This is a genomic window from Peribacillus cavernae (assembly GCF_003989135.1).
Classification (GTDB): domain Bacteria; phylum Bacillota; class Bacilli; order Bacillales; family DSM-1321; genus Peribacillus; species Peribacillus cavernae.
This window is the reverse complement of the sequence record NZ_RYZZ01000015.1, coordinates 62,725-79,750: the sequence shown is the minus strand read 5'-3', so window position 1 is coordinate 79,750 and position 17,026 is coordinate 62,725. Positions and strand designations below refer to the sequence as shown.

15 protein-coding genes are annotated in these 17,026 nt (G+C 42.1%); 3 read left to right on the top strand and 12 right to left on the bottom strand.

The window, feature by feature from the left end:
* Nucleotides 1-27: 27 nt before the first annotated feature.
* Together ELQ35_RS11815 and ELQ35_RS11810 are read right to left on the bottom strand one after the other, a co-directional pair.
* Entirely contained in the window at nucleotides 28-462 is a 435-nt protein-coding gene (locus ELQ35_RS11815) for a DMT family transporter (protein WP_126865023.1), read from the bottom strand.
* Between the two features lie 106 nt (nucleotides 463-568).
* The gene (locus tag ELQ35_RS11810; protein WP_246026052.1) at nucleotides 569-1,441 is read right to left on the bottom strand and encodes an SDR family oxidoreductase; all 873 of its coding nucleotides are present in this window, start codon (nucleotides 1,439-1,441) and stop codon (nucleotides 569-571) included.
* Nucleotides 1,442-1,850: 409 nt separating this feature from the next.
* Between ELQ35_RS11810 and katA the strand changes: the two genes are divergently transcribed.
* The gene (gene katA / locus ELQ35_RS11805) at nucleotides 1,851-3,314 is read left to right on the top strand and encodes a catalase KatA (protein WP_126865022.1); all 1,464 of its coding nucleotides are present in this window, start codon (nucleotides 1,851-1,853) and stop codon (nucleotides 3,312-3,314) included.
* A gap of 92 nt (nucleotides 3,315-3,406) precedes the next feature.
* Here the strand turns inward: katA and gltC are convergent, their stop codons facing one another.
* Nucleotides 3,407-4,312 (bottom strand): glutamate biosynthesis transcriptional regulator GltC, encoded by a 906-nt coding sequence (gene gltC, locus ELQ35_RS11800; protein WP_126865021.1) that lies wholly within the window; start codon nucleotides 4,310-4,312, stop codon nucleotides 3,407-3,409.
* 186 nt (nucleotides 4,313-4,498) lie between these two features.
* Between gltC and gdhA the strand changes: the two genes are divergently transcribed.
* The gene (gene gdhA, locus ELQ35_RS11795) at nucleotides 4,499-5,881 is read left to right on the top strand and encodes an NADP-specific glutamate dehydrogenase (protein ID WP_126865020.1); all 1,383 of its coding nucleotides are present in this window, start codon (nucleotides 4,499-4,501) and stop codon (nucleotides 5,879-5,881) included.
* Nucleotides 5,882-5,940: 59 nt separating this feature from the next.
* On the opposite strand, the gene recQ is transcribed toward gdhA, so the two are convergent.
* The 5 genes from recQ to ELQ35_RS11770 form a co-directional block, all read right to left on the bottom strand.
* Nucleotides 5,941-8,073, bottom strand: coding sequence for a DNA helicase RecQ (gene recQ / locus ELQ35_RS11790; protein ID WP_126865019.1), 2,133 nt, complete (start codon nucleotides 8,071-8,073; stop codon nucleotides 5,941-5,943).
* Nucleotides 8,074-8,143: 70 nt separating this feature from the next.
* Entirely contained in the window at nucleotides 8,144-8,713 is a 570-nt protein-coding gene (locus ELQ35_RS11785) for a Uma2 family endonuclease (protein WP_307365234.1), read from the bottom strand.
* Between the two features lie 41 nt (nucleotides 8,714-8,754).
* Entirely contained in the window at nucleotides 8,755-9,183 is a 429-nt protein-coding gene (locus tag ELQ35_RS11780) for a hypothetical protein (protein WP_185861747.1), read from the bottom strand.
* A 40-nt stretch (nucleotides 9,184-9,223) separates the two neighbouring features.
* Complete coding sequence (locus ELQ35_RS11775) at nucleotides 9,224-11,947, bottom strand: MBL fold metallo-hydrolase (protein WP_126865017.1); 2,724 nt, start codon at nucleotides 11,945-11,947, stop codon at nucleotides 9,224-9,226.
* A gap of 85 nt (nucleotides 11,948-12,032) precedes the next feature.
* Nucleotides 12,033-12,602, bottom strand: coding sequence for a plasmid pRiA4b ORF-3 family protein (locus ELQ35_RS11770; RefSeq protein WP_185861746.1), 570 nt, complete (start codon nucleotides 12,600-12,602; stop codon nucleotides 12,033-12,035).
* Between the two features lie 191 nt (nucleotides 12,603-12,793).
* Between ELQ35_RS11770 and ELQ35_RS11765 the strand changes: the two genes are divergently transcribed.
* Nucleotides 12,794-13,189, top strand: a complete 396-nt coding sequence (locus ELQ35_RS11765; RefSeq protein WP_126865015.1) for a coiled-coil domain-containing protein — start codon at nucleotides 12,794-12,796, stop codon at nucleotides 13,187-13,189.
* A 55-nt stretch (nucleotides 13,190-13,244) separates the two neighbouring features.
* Here the strand turns inward: ELQ35_RS11765 and ELQ35_RS11760 are convergent, their stop codons facing one another.
* The 4 genes from ELQ35_RS11760 to hxlA form a co-directional block, all read right to left on the bottom strand.
* Entirely contained in the window at nucleotides 13,245-14,060 is an 816-nt protein-coding gene (locus ELQ35_RS11760; RefSeq protein ID WP_126865014.1) for a uroporphyrinogen-III synthase, read from the bottom strand.
* Between the two features lie 72 nt (nucleotides 14,061-14,132).
* Entirely contained in the window at nucleotides 14,133-15,680 is a 1,548-nt protein-coding gene (locus tag ELQ35_RS11755; RefSeq protein WP_126865013.1) for a glycosyl hydrolase family 28-related protein, read from the bottom strand.
* Nucleotides 15,681-15,792: 112 nt separating this feature from the next.
* Nucleotides 15,793-16,341 (bottom strand): 6-phospho-3-hexuloisomerase, encoded by a 549-nt coding sequence (gene hxlB / locus ELQ35_RS11750; protein ID WP_126865012.1) that lies wholly within the window; start codon nucleotides 16,339-16,341, stop codon nucleotides 15,793-15,795.
* The gene (gene hxlA, locus ELQ35_RS11745; protein WP_126865011.1) at nucleotides 16,338-16,973 is read right to left on the bottom strand and encodes a 3-hexulose-6-phosphate synthase; all 636 of its coding nucleotides are present in this window, start codon (nucleotides 16,971-16,973) and stop codon (nucleotides 16,338-16,340) included. Before hxlA ends, hxlB begins: the two co-directional genes overlap by 4 nt.
* Nucleotides 16,974-17,026: the final 53 nt, after the last annotated feature.

Below are 17,026 nucleotides of genomic sequence, written 5' to 3'. Positions count from 1 at the left end.
CTTGATTATCAATACAATAAGCAAAATTCATTTATGGTTAAACAAATAAAGAGAAACAAACAACAATAGGATCGCGATAAGTTTCTTACCATCAATCGGAATTCTTGTTCCGCCAAAAAGACCATAATGGTCAATAATCGCACCTACAATGATCTGTCCGGCTATAACTGCAACAAACGCCGTTGCAACGCCAACCTTTGGAACTACAAGTACCATAATAAACACATATAAAGCACCTAACAAACCGCCTATCAATTGCCACTTCGGTACGTTCGTGAACGCTAACACATTACCTTTCCCAATGAACAACACCCCAAAGGCCAAAGCAAGCGTCCCGACAGCAAACGAAATAAACGATCCTTCAATTGCTCCTACCTTCTTACCCAACCCACCATTTACCTGGGCTTGAATAGCCATTGCAATGCCTCCTAGTAAGGCAAGTAACGGAAAAATGATTTTCACAGTTTGATTACTCCTTATCATTTTTTCTAATTATTAGAAGTATACTTCAAAAGAATAAAAAGGGAGCCGTTAAGCTCCCTTAATAAATATAGAGTACAAACCATCTTTATTTATTAAAAAACTGAGTGATACTTTCACGGATTGAAGTCGGTTTTCTTCCAATCAGTTTTTCTAAATCACCAGAAGTATTTCCTTCATTTCCACTTGCAATCGATTGATAAAGAGCAATCTGGAAGCGGGCAAGTCCTTCCGGCAGACCGGCTATAACCATTCCATTAAAGGCTTCGGAATCTGTTACATATTGATGAGTAACCGTTTTGCCAGAAACATCAGAGAGAATTTCTGCAAGATCATCATAATTCCAGGCAACAGCAGACGCTAATTCATAGACCCGGTTTTCATGTCCATCTTCAGCAAGGACCGTCGCTGCCGCTAATGCCAAATCATTGCGTGTTACCGTATTAATTCTTCCTTCTCCTGCTGAAGTAACGATAGAACCGCTGTCAATAAAGGATTGGAGAGCAGGATTCACAAACACTTCCTGATAAAAAGCATTTCGCAAGATGGTAAAAGGAATGCCGGATACACGAATCGTATATTCGGTCGCCAGGTGAACATTGCCGAGTGAAGGAAATGCCCCCTTATCTACAAAGGCAAAACCTGTATAAGCGATGTGTTTTACTCCTGCCTTCTTTGCTGCTTCTATCGCATTCACATGCATACGGATACGTGCCACTGGCTCGTTTTCCGGGGTTGAGATCAGGAGCAGCTTGGAAGCTCCGGAAAAAGACTTTTCAAGGGACGCCGGATCTTCATAATCCCCATAACGGACTTCAATTCCCTGTTCGGCAAATGCAGACGCTTTTTCAACATTCCGTACGCTTACTGCAATTTCACTTGCCGAAACTTTTGTAAGCAGATTCTGGACAACAAGTTGGCCCAGTTCTCCGGTAGCCCCGGTAATGACGATTTTTGACACGGATGAACCTCTCCTTTTGTATATGTTTTTTTGAAACTTCATTTTCACTAGATTGAACACCTACTTTATTTTATGTTATTAAGTAACTTTTTTAAAGTAAGAGCGCTTTTATACATACTATAAAAGGAAATTATACTAGATATTATTTGTTTCCAGAAGACACCTCCAAATCCTTTGGCTCCTATTACAAAAGTAAGAATATCTGGATTTATTATCTTGAAATTACTTATCTATATGATCTATTATTCAAAATCTATTAGTTTACTCATTACTGTTAGGCTTACCGGTAGGTGGTCTTTATAATATCTACTTAATTATAATTATTATAAAAAAGTATTGATTTTTTATTAGTGAATGTTATTATATAACTATAATCATTCTAAAAAACTACTTTGAGGTGATTCTATTTATGAGTACAAAGAAGAATAATCTTACTACCAGCTGGGGTGCTCCCGTAAGCGATAACCAAAACTCTATGACAGCCGGCCACCGCGGTCCGACGTTGATTCAGGATGTCCACCTACTGGAAAAGTTGGCTCATTTCAATAGAGAACGTGTTCCTGAACGTGTTGTCCATGCCAAAGGCGCCGGTGCACATGGCTACTTTGAAGTAACCAATGATTTAAGCAAATATACAAAGGCTAATTTCTTATCCAATGTCGGAAAACGTACTCCGATGTTCATTCGTTTCTCAACAGTAGCCGGTGAACTCGGTTCTGCCGATACGGTCCGTGACCCGCGCGGGTTTGCCGTGAAATTCTATACGGAAGACGGAAACTATGACCTGGTTGGGAACAACACGCCTGTATTCTTTATCCGCGATGCGATTAAATTTCCTGATTTCATTCATACACAAAAGAGAGACCCGAAAACTCATTTGAAAAATCCAACAGCCGTATTTGATTTCTGGTCCCTCTCACCTGAATCACTTCATCAGGTAACCATTTTGATGTCTGACCGCGGAATTCCCGCTACCTTCCGCCATATGCATGGTTTCGGAAGCCATACATTCAAGTGGGTAAATGAACAGGGCGAAGGGGCATGGGTGAAATACCACTTTAAAACCGAACAAGGCGTTAAAAACCTTGATGTCAATCTTGCCGCTAAGCTTGCTGGGGAAAATCCTGATTATCATACAGAAGATTTATTCAATGCCATTGAAAATGGCGACTTCCCGGCGTGGAAACTCTATGTTCAAATCATGCCAGTAGAGGATGCAGATACTTACCGCTTCGATCCATTCGATGTAACAAAAGTATGGTCTCAAAAAGACTATCCTTTAATCGAGGCAGGCCGTATGGTATTAGACAAAAATCCAGAAAACTATTTTGCGGAAGTCGAACAAGCAACATTCTCTCCTGGTTCATTTGTACCAGGTATCGAAGCTTCTCCTGATAAAATGCTGCAGGGCCGCCTTTTCGCATACTCAGATGCCCATCGTTACCGTGTTGGCGCAAACCACAATCTTCTGCCGGTCAACCGTCCAAAGGCTGAAGTGAATAATTATCAGCGTGACGGCCAAATGCGGCCTGATAGCAATGGCGGCGGTTCCGTATATTACGAACCTAACAGTTTTGGCGGTCCAACGGAGTCACCTGAAAATAAGCCTGCTGCCTATGCGGTATCCGGCTCTGCAGACAGTGTCGCATACGATCATGATGACTACTATACCCAGCCCGGTGACTTATACCGCCTTCTCAGTGAAGATGAGCGCACACGCCTGGTAGAAAACATGGTTGGAGCAATGAAGCCTGTTGCAGTTGAAGAAATAAAGCTGCGCCAAATTCAGCATATCTACAAAGCAGACCCTGAGTATGGTACACGAGTAGCAGAGGGACTTGGCCTGTCTATACCACAGGAAGTGTTAAGATAACCGTTCTGATTTTCTCAACTACATTATCATTTTCTCAATTATGGTATCCGTTTCTCAAAACGGATACCTTTTCTTATAGATAACAGGCAAACTCATCTGTGAAAACTGTCCAAAACTGCAAAAAAACTTTTAACAAATTCATAAAATATCTTCTCTGTCGGAAGTAATTGGCGTTCACTTGGAATAATTATACCAACTGTACGGGTAACCTCGGGTTCGATAATCGGCAGTTTTACTGTTGATGATGGCAGGCTTTCAATCAATGTTACTTCAGGTATAAGTGTCACACCGAGACCTGCTGATACTAGTCCCTTAATTGCGTCAATATCTTGTCCTTCAAATGACACATTCGGTTCAAAGCCGAGCTGCCTGCAGGCGTTAACCACTACTTCCCTTAAAACAAATCCGTTCGGAAACAGGACAAACGAATCATTCTTTAGTTGGCTCAATTTGAGCGAGTTATTATCGGCAAGGGGGTGTGTAGATGGCAGCAAGGCAACGATATTTTCCAGAAACAATATATCTCCTTTAACCTTTTTCTCTTGCTTAGGCAACGGGCCAAGCAGCGCCATATCGATTTCCCCTTTTACCACAGCATCAATTAGAACATGGTAGGATCCTTGTTTTAATTGAAAGTGAACTTTGGGATAGCGTTCGCGAAATGCTGAGATGATTGTAGGCAATGTATAGGCAGCGAGACTGCTCGGAAATCCAATACGTATCGTACCTTTCTCAGGGTCTAAATACTCTTCTACTTCCCTCTTTGCATCATCAATAACTTTCATGGCGCGCTCCATGTTTTCCAAGAAAACCTTTCCGATTGGTGTTAATCTTACGTTCCGTCCTTCCCGGATAAACAAATCCACCCCTAGTTCCGCTTCCAGGTTAACAATCTGTCTGCTCACTGCTGATTGAGCCACATGTAAAGCTAAAGCAGCCTCTGTCACATGTTCAAGCTTAGCCACCTCAATAAAATACTGGATTTGTCTTAATTCCAACTTTCTCACCCTCTCTATACTCATCTACTTTTGGCATTAATTTGATCTATATTTTATATTGTTTCGATTATTATTTAAATATATAATAGTTTATGGGCAAAACTATATAGATCTTACTAATTATATTTATCAAATCTAATCAACCATATATAAAAAATTCGCTGAAAAAGGAATGATGACAGAATAATGGGTACTTTACAGGAAGTAACACAAGATGACGTGCAAGTCGCCAAAGAGTATGTAAGTGAAGTGTATCAAGCTGTTAAAGAGCGGAACCCAATCGAAAATGAGTTTCATCAAACTGTTAAAGAAATTTTCGAATCACTTATTCCCGTATTCGCAAAGCATCCCCATTATATAGATAATGGGATTCTTGAAAGAATTGTCGAACCGGAACGATTGATTACTTTTCGGGTTCCATGGGTAGACGATCAAGGAAAGGTAAAAGTGAACCGTGGATTCCGTGTCCAATTTAACAGTGCTATTGGCCCATACAAAGGCGGGCTACGTTTCCATCCCACGGTTAACGCCAGCATCATTAAGTTTTTAGGGTTTGAGCAAATCTTTAAAAACTCTCTGACCGGACAACCGATAGGGGGAGGCAAAGGCGGATCCGACTTTGATCCAAAAGGAAAATCAGATGCTGAAATCATGAGATTCGCTCAGAGTTTTATGAGCGAACTATATAGACACATTGGACCGGATATCGATGTTCCGGCAGGTGACATTGGGGTCGGTGCCCGCGAAATAGGCTTCTTGTTTGGACAATATAAGAAAATTCGCGGGGTCTATGAAGCAGGAATCTTGACAGGAAAAGGGCTAGGATACGGTGGAAGTTTAGCGAGAACAGAGGCTACCGGTTATGGAGCCGTCTATTTTGTAGAGGAAATGCTGAAAGACAAAGGACTTAGTTTTAAAGGAAGTACCGTTGTCGTATCTGGATCCGGCAATGTCTCGATCTACGCGATAGAAAAAGCCACCCAGTTAGGGGCAAAAGTAGTGACCTGCAGTGATTCTAATGGTTACATTTATGACCCTAACGGCATTAATCTTGACACGCTTAAAAAATTGAAGGAAATCGAGCGAAAAAGAATTAGTGAATATGTGGATGTCCATCCCGAAGCAGAGTACTATGAAGGAACGTCTGGAGTGTGGTCTATCCCTTGTGATATTGCTCTACCATGCGCCACTCAAAATGAAATTGATGAAACAGCCGCGAATGTTCTGGTTTCCAATGGCGTAAAAGCAATTGGCGAAGGCGCAAACATGCCATCTACACTTGAAGCCATTGACGTGTTCCTGGCTAACGATATTCTCTTTGGACCTGCAAAAGCAGCCAATGCCGGTGGGGTAGCTGTTTCAGCGCTAGAAATGGCGCAAAACAGCATAAGATTGTCCTGGGCTTTTGAAGAAGTCGATGCAAAGTTACACCAAATCATGGAAGGCATTTATCGAAATTGTATGAAAGCTGCAGATGATTATGGTTATCCAGGAAACCTGGTCGTGGGCGCAAATATCGCAGGATTCCTTAAAGTTGCCGATGCAATGATAGATCAAGGTATCATTTAAATAAAATCGAAAAAGGTCAGTTCCCCTGCTTTTGAGCATAGGGGAACTGACCTTTTTCTTCATGCATTTTCTTTTTGCCGATTCAGAAACAGAAATGCTTTAATCATAAAATAGGTGACTTTCTCGGGAAGCAGTTCCTTGATTGGTTTCAGTCTGTCACTCCCCGCCTCCTCCACTGCTGTTTTTAGTAATGGCATGTATTCTGCCGGGATGAGGTCTTCAAAATTAATCTCCAGACCCTGCTCAGCACAGTGCAACAGATGATTCTCGACCGTTACGAGAGATAGCTCCCGTTGCTTGGAAATTTCCTTGCATGTTAAACCGTTCCGGAACAATTCATAGGTTGCTAAGTGCGAGTCCCGTTCCGCCTTTTTTGCCGGTTTTTTTTGGAAACTTTCTGTAACTTTTTCCGGCTGCCGCTCTGGATGCTCTGTACAATAAGCGATAATGGCATCGATGAAAGCCTTGCCATACTTTTTTAGCTTATTCTCTCCTACCCCATTTACCCGCAGGAATTCTTCATTTGCCTGAGGCAATCTTACACACATATCTTTTAAAGTTGTATCGGAAAAAATCACGAACGGAGGCACTTTTTCTGTTTCCGCGATACTTCTTCTGACTGTCCTCAAAGCTTCAAACAAAGGATCGTCTATTGATACTTGCCTTGTTTGGACCGCTTCTTTTCTGTAGACGGTTTGCTTTCCAAGCAATATTCCTCGTCCCTTTTCAGTGACAAAAATCGTTGGAAAAGAGCCATGTTCCACTGCAATTAATTCCTGTGAAATAAGAAACTCGATAAAATCACTTACTTCTTTAGCGCTTTTTTCCTTCATGATTCCATATGTCGACAGTTCAAAAAAGCGTAGCTCTGTGATTTTTTTATTTTTCGATCCGGTTAAAACCTGGGCCGTAATCATCTTTCCAAATTTCTGCCCCATCCGGATGATACATGAGAGCACCATTTGCGTTTCTTTTGTGACATCCACACTTGCACGAGAGTCTGTACAATTGCCGCACCGCCCGCAAGGCTCTGTCTCCGCTTCGCCAAAGTACTGTAAGATATAGCACTGCAGGCAATTTTCCGTATGGCAATAATCCACCATGAGTTGCAGCTTTTCAAGTTCCTGTGAGATCCGGTTCCTTTCTCCAGACTGGTCTATTAAAAAACGCTGGACTTGTACATCCTGGGGAGAATAAAGGACGATGCATTCACTGGCAAGCCCGTCCCTTCCCGCACGGCCCGCCTCCTGATAATAGCTTTCCATGTTTTTAGGGAGCTGGAAATGAACGACATATCGAACGTTCGACTTATCGATTCCCATCCCAAAGGCAGAGGTGGCAACCATTACGGTCGTTTTATCTTTGAGGAATTTCTCTTGTTCCCTCATCCTGTCGATATCGCTCATTCCTGCATGATAACGGCTGACATTGATATTTTCTTTTCTGAGTCGATCATAAAGCTGATCAACCGTTTTTCTAGTCGCAGCATAGATAATACCCGCTTCTTTATTGTTCTTTTTTAAATAATCCTTTAAAAATAGATGCCTGTCCTGGCCCTTAATCACAGAGAAAGACAGGTTTTCCCGTTCAAACCCTGTGATGACGGTATTGTTATCATCAATATCAAGAGAATCACAAATATCGCCCCGTACCTTTGGCGTGGCAGTAGCTGTTAAAGCAAGCACCTTTGGCTTTTGTGCCAGACTGTCCATCATTCTGCTGATCTGGCGGTAGCTCGGCCGGAAGTCATGCCCCCACTGGGAGATACAGTGTGCTTCGTCTACAGCAACGAGCGGAATCTCGATGCTTTTCAAGTTTTCGATAAACTCTCGGGACTCCAACCTCTCGGGAGCAACATATAGAAGCTTGTACCGGCCAGCTTTGGCACCAACCATTCGTTCGTTTGCTTCACTTATACTAATGGAGCTGTTGATATACGTCGCCTGAATCCCCAACTGCAAGAGGGCATCAACTTGATCCTTCATTAGCGAAATGAGCGGGGAAACGACAATTGTTGTGCCAGGCAGCACAAGAGCTGGAATTTGGTAGCAAATCGATTTTCCACCACCCGTTGGCATCACACAAAGAGAATTCTTCCCTTCTATTACAGAGCGGATTGCCTGCTCCTGGCCGTTTCGAAAAGAGGAGTAACCAAAATAAGAGTGCAAGAATTGCTGTGCTTTCTCAAACAAGTTGCTATCTCCTTTCTTTTTAACCTTAATAATTTCATTAAAGCTGAATGGTAAGAATAATCATGGATTTCTATTCTTTAAAAACATTTTTTAAATCAATCTCAAAACCTTCAAATAGTCCTACCTTCAATTGATCTTCTCTTACAAAAATTCCTTTTTGTATATAAGCATCTCCATCCAATTCATAAACCTCAACTGACATATGGTGAGGATCGACAATCCAATATTCTTTCACACCTGCTTTTTCATAGCTCTTAAATTTAATCTGCCTGTCATTCTTTGTTGTTGAGGGGGAAAGAACTTCAACTGTTAAGTCCGGGGCACCTGTAATATATTTTTCACCAATTTTATTTGGATCACATACCACAAGTAAATCTGGCTGAACCCAATCTTTAATGTCATCATGTTTTGTTTCTTTAGAGGCAAATAAACAAACGTCAATGGGGGCTGAAAATGCCATGCACTCTTTTCCGCGAAGGAACATTTTAAACTCCGCGGTCAATTCAGCGACAACATCCTGATGCTTTGGGGTAGGAGAGGGCGACATAGCAATAATATGACCGTCGATTGCTTCACAACAGAAGTCCTCAGTCCAAGATAAATAATCAGCATAAGAATATTCTCTTTTCTCTTCATGCATGCTCAATGAAATCACCCCATTTCTTTCCATTATATCACTGTTTAAGATTTAATGATTCCTCCTTGTTCAGCCTTGGCCGATTTGTCGTTTTCCATTGGTTGGCTGCCGGCTTTTTGAACCTTTACGTAATGGGTTGAATACAGCTCCTCCATGTATGGGCTATCGGATTTTGAAAAACGCAGCCTTTGCTTTGCCCCTTTCCCCCAGGACATATAAACCCTTTTAGAAGGTTGAAGATTTCGTTCTCTGGCAAACTTGGCCAATGACTTTAAAATATGATTTAGTTTTGAGAGATTCCCAATCGTAACCCTCTCCAGATATGGGATACGTTTAAATCGCCAATCCTCCGCTTGCTTTGGCGTAATCCGTTCCATTTTGATTAAAATGTCTATTGGGCTGATGTAGCCTTTTTCATATAGCACTTGTCCAGCGCAAGAAAATACCCTCTTTTCGATATCTTTTTTACTCATTTTCGGATTACCTCTGTGTTGTAGTTTTTGCCGTTTTACTTTAAACGATTACCTCTAGACTGTAACCCGTTTGTCTCCTGACTTTTTCACTGGTTTCCCTTTGTTCATTCTCATCCGGCATGGATGCCAGCTTTACAGCCACGAGTTTTTTATCAATATGAATAGAAGGGTTCTTTTTTATATCCCAGCTTTTAGAGATGGCTTCCAGGGTTAGGCGGATAATTTCATTTTGTTTCGGGTTTTTCGCATATGTTACCGGCATGCCGATCCGGTATGAGAGTTCTTCCAGGTCCGCTCCATGTTGGATAGCTATTTCCGGTGAGATGAAGTGGACTTCCATGATCGTTTGTCCGATTTGTTGTTTGACCCCTGTTTTATATATTGCAAGTCCCCGCTCCTCTGCCCAGTTTTTTGCTTCTTCTAAAGCTTGATTATTTTCCAGCTTTATTGAAGATGTGCTGACCTGGAACAATTCTTTGTTTTTATCATTAGATGCTGAAAGCGGTTCTCCTTTGAATTGCAAATCAAACCCTGTTGCTTCTTTAAACGTCAGAATCAAAGTTTCAGCGTCCTTTGGTCTTGGCATGGCAACAGCCACGTTCCGTTCATGCAAATGTATGGAAGGGGAGCCTATCGAATTGCCCAATAAATCCAAGAGCCGGGTTTGTAAAAGATCCTGACGGACAGAATCCGCAAAACTTACAGTCCAGCCGGTTTGGTTTTTGATTACATCAGAAAGGTCGTTTCTCTCGCTTTGGGACACAGCATCCGGAAAATCAAAATAGATCGTCAGTCTTTCATTCCCCCTTCCTAAGTCATCCACCCCGCAGCGAATAAATCGTGGATGATTCGCAAAAAGTGCGCGAACGGTTTCCATGGCAGCAGCAGGATTAACCTTGAGTCCCTGAATTGGCAACTCCAAATCGTTCAGCTGGCGTTTTACTTTTTGATCCAGTTTATAGTGGATTATCCCAGCTTGCTCTTCCATGCGATTTTCATTTGGAAGACCTTGCAAAGCGATGGCAGCCGCCAGTTTGTCATCCATATTTTTGATTTGAAGTGTTTCCACTATTTCTTTAAAAGATAACGTTTGATCAGGAAGGACACTCCAATTTATTTTTTCAAGAAAAGGACGGGAAAAGGAAAATACCTCCCCTGCAGCTTGCTTTAAAATCTCTATCGACTGATTCCAACTGCCAATCGTTTCTTTAACTTGTCCCAGACTAATCCTCAGCTGCTTTCCTTTAAGGGTTTGACAAATAAGTAAATTTGTTTTTGGATGAGTGCCTGTGCAAACGGCCAGCTTAAGGATGTTTTCATTTTCAGGTTGATAGAGCAACAGGCTTCCGATTTTCTCACGGAGCTTCATGCTTGCTTCGTTGACCTTATACTTTTTCCCTGTAATGCCTATTCCTGACTTCCGTTTCTCAAATGGGTAGGATTGGCCATTCTCCACTAAAACGGGATGAAATCTTGGATCAATTAAATCAGCCATCCGACTCCTTGCATCATCGTCGCCATGAACGAGCAATGTATAAGTGGGATTCAATGTCTGGATGAAGCGATTCATTTCATTTGCGTCTGCATGTGCAGATAAACCATATTTTCCAATACGGCATTTTACTTGAAAGCTCGTTCCGTTCAGTTCCAGGTTATTTTCTAAGCCATCTGCGAGGTTTAACAGTTTTCTGCCCGGACTCTCTTCATCCTGGTAACCTGTAATAAAAATTGCGTTTTTCTCCTCGGATACCAGCCTTTGTGCATACCAAGAGCTCGCTCCTCCAGTCAGCATGCCTGAGGAAGCAACAATACAACCCGGTTTTCCCTTAAGAATCTCATCGCGTTCTTTTGGATGTACAGCCTTACAGCGGCCCTCTGTTAAAAACACATCTCCGTTTTTCCTAATGCGATAAGCAACCGGTCCTTTCAGAAAATGAGGGTAATTTTTATAAATCCTGCTGATAGGGGTCACAAGTCCATCTACATAGATTGGAAACTCCGGGATAAGCCCTTTTTCCATATAGTCCTGAAGAACTAAGAGAACTTCCTGTGCCCGTCCTAGAGCAAATGCAGGAATAAGTGCGAAGCCTCCGCCTGCCACTACCTCAGCAACGTGTTCCGCAAGACGCCTTTCTTCCGTATTCCGGTCAGTATGGGCTCTGTTACCATAGGTTGATTCCATGATCACCACATCCGGCTGAATGTCATGCGGAACCTGGGCTCCTTGAATCGTCCGTCCCGCTTTAAAGCTCAAATCACCCGTAACCAGGAGCTGTTCACCTTCCCCTTCAATCAGAAACATAACCGCTCCTAAAATATGTCCGGCACGAAAACTGGTTATTTGTAAATTGCCGACTTTCAAAGAACCGCTTGCAGGAAAAAGAAGAATCGAATCAAGCAGTGAGCTTACTTGTTCTTCTGTGTATGGAAGTAAGGTACTGGTTTCACGGGAGCGCTGTTCCATTATTTTATATGAATCCTTCATCATTATCTTCATAAGGTCTGCAGTTGGAGGCGTTGTATATAAAGGGATTGATGGAAAAAGGGAATGGACAATCGGGAGTGCTCCGATATGATCGGCATGGGCGTGCGTAACCAACATCGCTTCGGGACTGCCAAGATTTTCAAGCATACCTAAAGCCGGGAGCAACTCATCCCCGTGCATTCTCATGCCTGCATCAATTAATAAATTTGTATCCGCCATACTTATATGTAAACAAGAAGCACCAACCTCGCTTCCCCCGCCTAAAATACTAACTTTCAAGATGACTGCCCCTTCCTGTATAAATTTTCAGCAAGTATTGACCGATTTGTGTTAGATGCAATGCTTAATCTCAACTTATCTAGTTTTATTTAATTCTTTTCAGCTTTCGATTTGTTTCATTCTTATAAAAATATTCGGGATCAAATTTTCTGCCACCCGTATCCTTTTCAGCCCATTCCAGCATCTCATCGTATTCTGGATTATTCGGGTCATTTATAACATTAAGAAAATATTCATAACCTCCAGCTCCGCCAACATCTTCGGGAGGACGATGCCTCTCCCCATTAATACAAACTGGAGATCGATTTTCTAATGGCTTTCCTATCACTTCTTCAACAATTATTTCATGCATCCAGGAATCTCCAAAATCGTACTCATACAAACATTTCTCATGCTTTTCGAACAAATCGTCAATATATGTTTTTTTTGGATTTTTCTCTATCTCATGCAGGGGAAAATCAGGATCTTGTTCTTTTACCATGCAATCCGGGAACAGAAATAAAAACAAATGATAATCTTGCCAACCAAAGGCAGCCTGGATGATTTTATGGAGCTTATGAAAGGTAATGCCACCCGGAACCAGAACTTCTCTCCATATAGCCGGATAGATATCTTGAATGGTGATTTTTAGCTTATAAACTTTATCTTTACTCATAATGAACAACCTCTTTTCGCATGGAATATAAAAAAGTTTCGCCTTCATTTTACATTCTTTATAAATCTTTGCCAACTATCACTATTGTTTCGAACAGGCCTGTCTCTGGGTAAATGCCGTGTCACTCCGCAAATAACCACATAATTTATATGGTATTTAACCCGAGATAAAAATAAAAGGAGAGTGCCCCGATGAATCCAAGAGGTTTTCATTATGAGTATGTTCCACAGCAATTTGACCAATATATGACTGAGAATTACAATCCGTATATGCCACAACAAGAACAATTCGATTTTGAGAGACAACAACAGCCCCAGGCTCAGGGAGTTGAAAGAAGATTGAACGCTCTCGAAAGGCAAAATGAGCAGCAAACCAGAGAGTTAACCCGACAAAGTCGGGAAATCGGCCGGATTAATCAGGAATTCGATCGTATAAACAGAGAAATTAATCGGATCAATCAGGAGATAAACCGCCTAAATCAAAATGATGAGCGCCATACACGCCGCCTGAGCAGATTAAACCAGAGGCTGCGTACTGTTGAAGGCAGGCTGAACATACCGTTTACTCAGTCTGATGGGGAGTTTTAAAAAAGGTCTAAAAGAAGAAGCAGGATCGTTATTTCAAACCTGCTTCTTCTTTTTACTATAGTTTTCTTTTTCCCTGGTAATAATCAGCTAAGGCGACTATAGCACTTCCCATCCGCTCATTTTCGGGAATGACTACCCGTTCAATCCCTTCTTCTTTTAAAGCCTGGGCGGTCACTTTTCCGACCGCAACAGCGATGACGTTGTTAGAAAAGACCTTCAGAATATCCTGTTCGACTCCTTTTTCCCGGGCATAGCTCATTAAAAACCTGGCCTGTGGCGTGCTTGTGAAATTGACTGCATCGATATCCCCGTTCAGCAGCTCAGTAATTAGTTGCTCCATCATTTCAGGTTGAGGCGGAACATGCTTATACGGAAGAATTTCTTTATATGTACAGCCTTGCTCAACCAACCAACCGATCAGCTTTGGTGCTGGATCCCCATGTAATTGCAGAGCCGCCCGGCAGCCTTTCAAATCATAAGCAGCCAGCTCTCTCAATAAACCAGCCGTGCTTCCATCATCATCGCGGACAAGCGGGGTAATCCCAAGCTTTTTAAGAACGTTAACGGTTTTATAACCCCTGGCTGCAATATTTGCCTTTCCCAATGCTTCGATAAATTCTTTGGCTTTCCCCATTTTCTCAGCGATGTTATACAGTGCATCCGTACCTATCCCTGTTGTGAAAATCATCCAGTTAAAACCATCTTCTATTATGGACTTTATGTCGGATTCTATATTTGATTCATCAAGGAACACAGTGCCCTGGGCAGGACGCAAAAATGGGATTCCACCAAGATTTTCAACAAGTTTACTTAATTCTTCGCTTTTACGCTGGCCAACTAAAGCAATTCTTTTTCCAGCTAGTTTTTTCAAAGTAAGCCTCCCCCTTTCTGGACTTTGTTTGTGTTCTATTATATCAAAGAACCTTGCCGAACCCCTCCTTGCCTATACTAACAAATCCACATCGCTTATTTTGATATCCTTTATTCCTATACCAACATCAACCGCCTTAGATCCTGAATTTCGAACCCTTACATTATGGATATAAACGGAATCAGCACGCTGTTCACCGCCAAAGACTTGAATGTTACTATGAGCATTTTTAAAATCTCTTATTGATACATTATGGAGGATAACATTTCTTGCGCGGTACTGAATGGCAATGATCGGATTCCCTTTGAAGTCATATTCAGGATTACCGATTATCGTAAAATTGTTTATCACCACATTTTTATATGCTGAGACAACCATCGCCCGAGGGGTGGATCCTGCATAAAGATCGGTATAGACCGGTGCGATAGCGACAATGTTCGTTGCCCTGATGTTATGGGCGGTCCGGGACTCAGGATCACTGCTTTTGTGATGGCCGATGTGGCGGAAGTTATAAGAACGGTTGTCATTAACGGACAGATGTCCGATAATTTGGACGTTGTTTGCCGCTGAAGAATTGGCATGGGCTTTCATTTCTACCCCGCCAAAGCATCTGGCCGTGGAGTTATTCATGAGCCATACATATCGTGAGCCATCGTCCACTTCGATTCCATTAGAGTTGGAAAATCCTTTTTTATGTGCCCTGCCGCTCGGATCACACATATGTGAATTTGAAATGAAGATATAGTCGCTGTGATGGGTAGTAATTCCATCGTCTCCAAAGCCATAGCCGTTAAGGTTATCCAGCCAGATATACTTGCTGCCGCCCCGGGCCCGGTATCCGTCACCAGAGTAATTATAGAGGGTCGATGAAACGTCAAAGCAATGAAGGCCGGGATTAATCGCTTCCACATCCTTCACCCAGCCATATGTTACATTGGCATACGTTAGACAGCTGGAATGGTTTCCCCAGGTACTAGTCTTTGGCTCGTTGCCAAGCCTTTCTACATTCCAGTCCAGACTCAGCCCCTTTACTAAAATACTACGGTTACCCAGCCAGTGATTTCGATTGGTAACCAGCCTTGTCTCTTTTGGAGCATGATCATGTAGTTTTATCGTTGTAACGCCTTTTCCTTCACCAGCCAGGATTGTCCATGACGGCAGCCTGATTCCTTTTGTGATAAAAACACCTTCAGGGACGTTTACTATTACATGGCCATTGCCAATTGCCTTCTTAAAAGCTTCCGTATCATCTGTTACGCCATCTCCCACAGCATCATAATCTTTAACGTTCACTTCTCTATCAATCTTGTTTTGTAAATGTATATATTCCTTGTCCAGATGAGTTTTCCAATCCGGATAGACATTCCCTTGTTGATCTATCAATGTTTCGCACGGGATAAAATTCGTATCTGCCCGTTTGGTCAGAAAGAAACGCGGTATGACAACACTTAAATTATTAATAGTAGACCACTTTTGATTTTGCCCGAAGCCTAGTTGGCACTCTTGAAAAACAGCATCTGTTTCCTTGATTGCTTGTTTGATATCCTGATTGTTTTCGAAAATTTCAGCCAAGAGTTTTGCATTCTTACCCGGGTCATGCTTTTTATCCAAAAATAGCATTGAAACACCTCAATTTAACACAAATTCTAATGTTATGAGTATTATTCCCGCTGCGGCCCGGATAAAACCGGTCATATCCTGAAGAGGCTCGGGATTCAAGCGAAAAAATGTGCTATTCCATATTGCTATGCTTTTGAAAAGCTTGTTCATGGTTGACTTGTTTACTGGCAGCATAGGCAAGACAAATGTTATCGAAAAGGATATGGACACATTGGTCGAATAAAGAGCCAAGCGGCTGGATCGTGGCAGGTTCCCATTCTTTTCGATATTTTGTGGCTGCTGGAACATGGATGACAAGGGAAGCATGTGATCCTAAAGGAGAGTCAGTGTCTGTTGTGACCGCAATAATGCTACAGCCCATTGACTGGGCCTTTTCTGTTGTCCAGACTACATTTTTCGTTGTCCCTGAGCCGGAAACTGCCACAAGGATGTCGGTTTCTGTAATGGATGGGGTAATCGTTTCGCCAATTACATAAACTTCTGCACCTAAATGCATAAGACGCATCGCAAAAGATTTGGCCATCAAACCAGACCGTCCCTCTCCTATAACAAAAATACGCCTCCCTTCCTGTAGCTTGCGGACTGCCGCGTCTATTTCCTGATTATCAATTCTTTTAAGAACAGTTGAAACTTCTGAAAGTATCGTTTCCATTTGATTCATTGGTATTCTACCCTTCCCTCATCTATCACTTTTTTAAAGGCTGCTGCCGCTTTTCCGGGATCATCCGATTGCGTGATTGCAGAACCAATAATGAGAATGTCAGGGTGCGGCTCTGTCATTTTATTGATTGAATCGAGGGTAATGCCGCCAGCCACAGCCCACTGCAGTGAAGAATCCAAGCTTTGTGCAGTACTGCTTTTCTTTTTCCCTGCCATCTCTTGCTCATCCTTGCTCACATGGTCGCAGAAAATCGCATCATTATATTGAAAAAGAGAATCCTTTTGCTCTGCATTTGTGTTTAACAAATCTATCATTGCCGTCCTGCCGTGCTTCGCTGCTGTGTTTAAGCATGCTTCGATTGTCTGAACGGGAGATACTCCCATCACCGTAGCTATGTCGGCGCCTGCTTTGAAACATAATTCAAATTCATAGACGGCATTATCAATTGTTTTTATATCGCGAACGATTGTTTTATTTGGAAAGGCCTCTTTAATTTTTGACACACTTGAAATGCCGAACTCTTTTATCAATGATGTTCCAACCTCGATCAAGTCAATCGATTCTTCTGCTTCTCGTGCAATCTGAATCGCTTCCTCAATCGATAAACGGTCTAAAGCTAGCTGAATTTTCATTGCATTACTCCTCGTGTAAACCGGTTTAGTAAAATAGTATCGCTACTGAACAG

Coding starts and splice junctions, on each gene's coding strand:
- katA (WP_126865022.1), top strand. CDS start 1,851: ATGAGTACAAAGAAGAATAATCTTACTACCAGCTGGGGTGCTCCCGTA.
- gdhA (WP_126865020.1), top strand. CDS start 4,499: ATGGGTACTTTACAGGAAGTAACACAAGATGACGTGCAAGTCGCCAAA.
- ELQ35_RS11785 (WP_307365234.1), bottom strand. CDS start 8,713: ATGCATGAAGAGAAAAGAGAATATTCTTATGCTGATTATTTATCTTGG.
- ELQ35_RS11780 (WP_185861747.1), bottom strand. CDS start 9,183: ATGAGTAAAAAAGATATCGAAAAGAGGGTATTTTCTTGCGCTGGACAA.
- ELQ35_RS11770 (WP_185861746.1), bottom strand. CDS start 12,602: ATGAGTAAAGATAAAGTTTATAAGCTAAAAATCACCATTCAAGATATC.
- ELQ35_RS11765 (WP_126865015.1), top strand. CDS start 12,794: ATGAATCCAAGAGGTTTTCATTATGAGTATGTTCCACAGCAATTTGAC.
- ELQ35_RS11755 (WP_126865013.1), bottom strand. CDS start 15,680: ATGCTATTTTTGGATAAAAAGCATGACCCGGGTAAGAATGCAAAACTC.
- hxlB (WP_126865012.1), bottom strand. CDS start 16,341: ATGAATCAAATGGAAACGATACTTTCAGAAGTTTCAACTGTTCTTAAA.
- hxlA (WP_126865011.1), bottom strand. CDS start 16,973: ATGAAAATTCAGCTAGCTTTAGACCGTTTATCGATTGAGGAAGCGATT.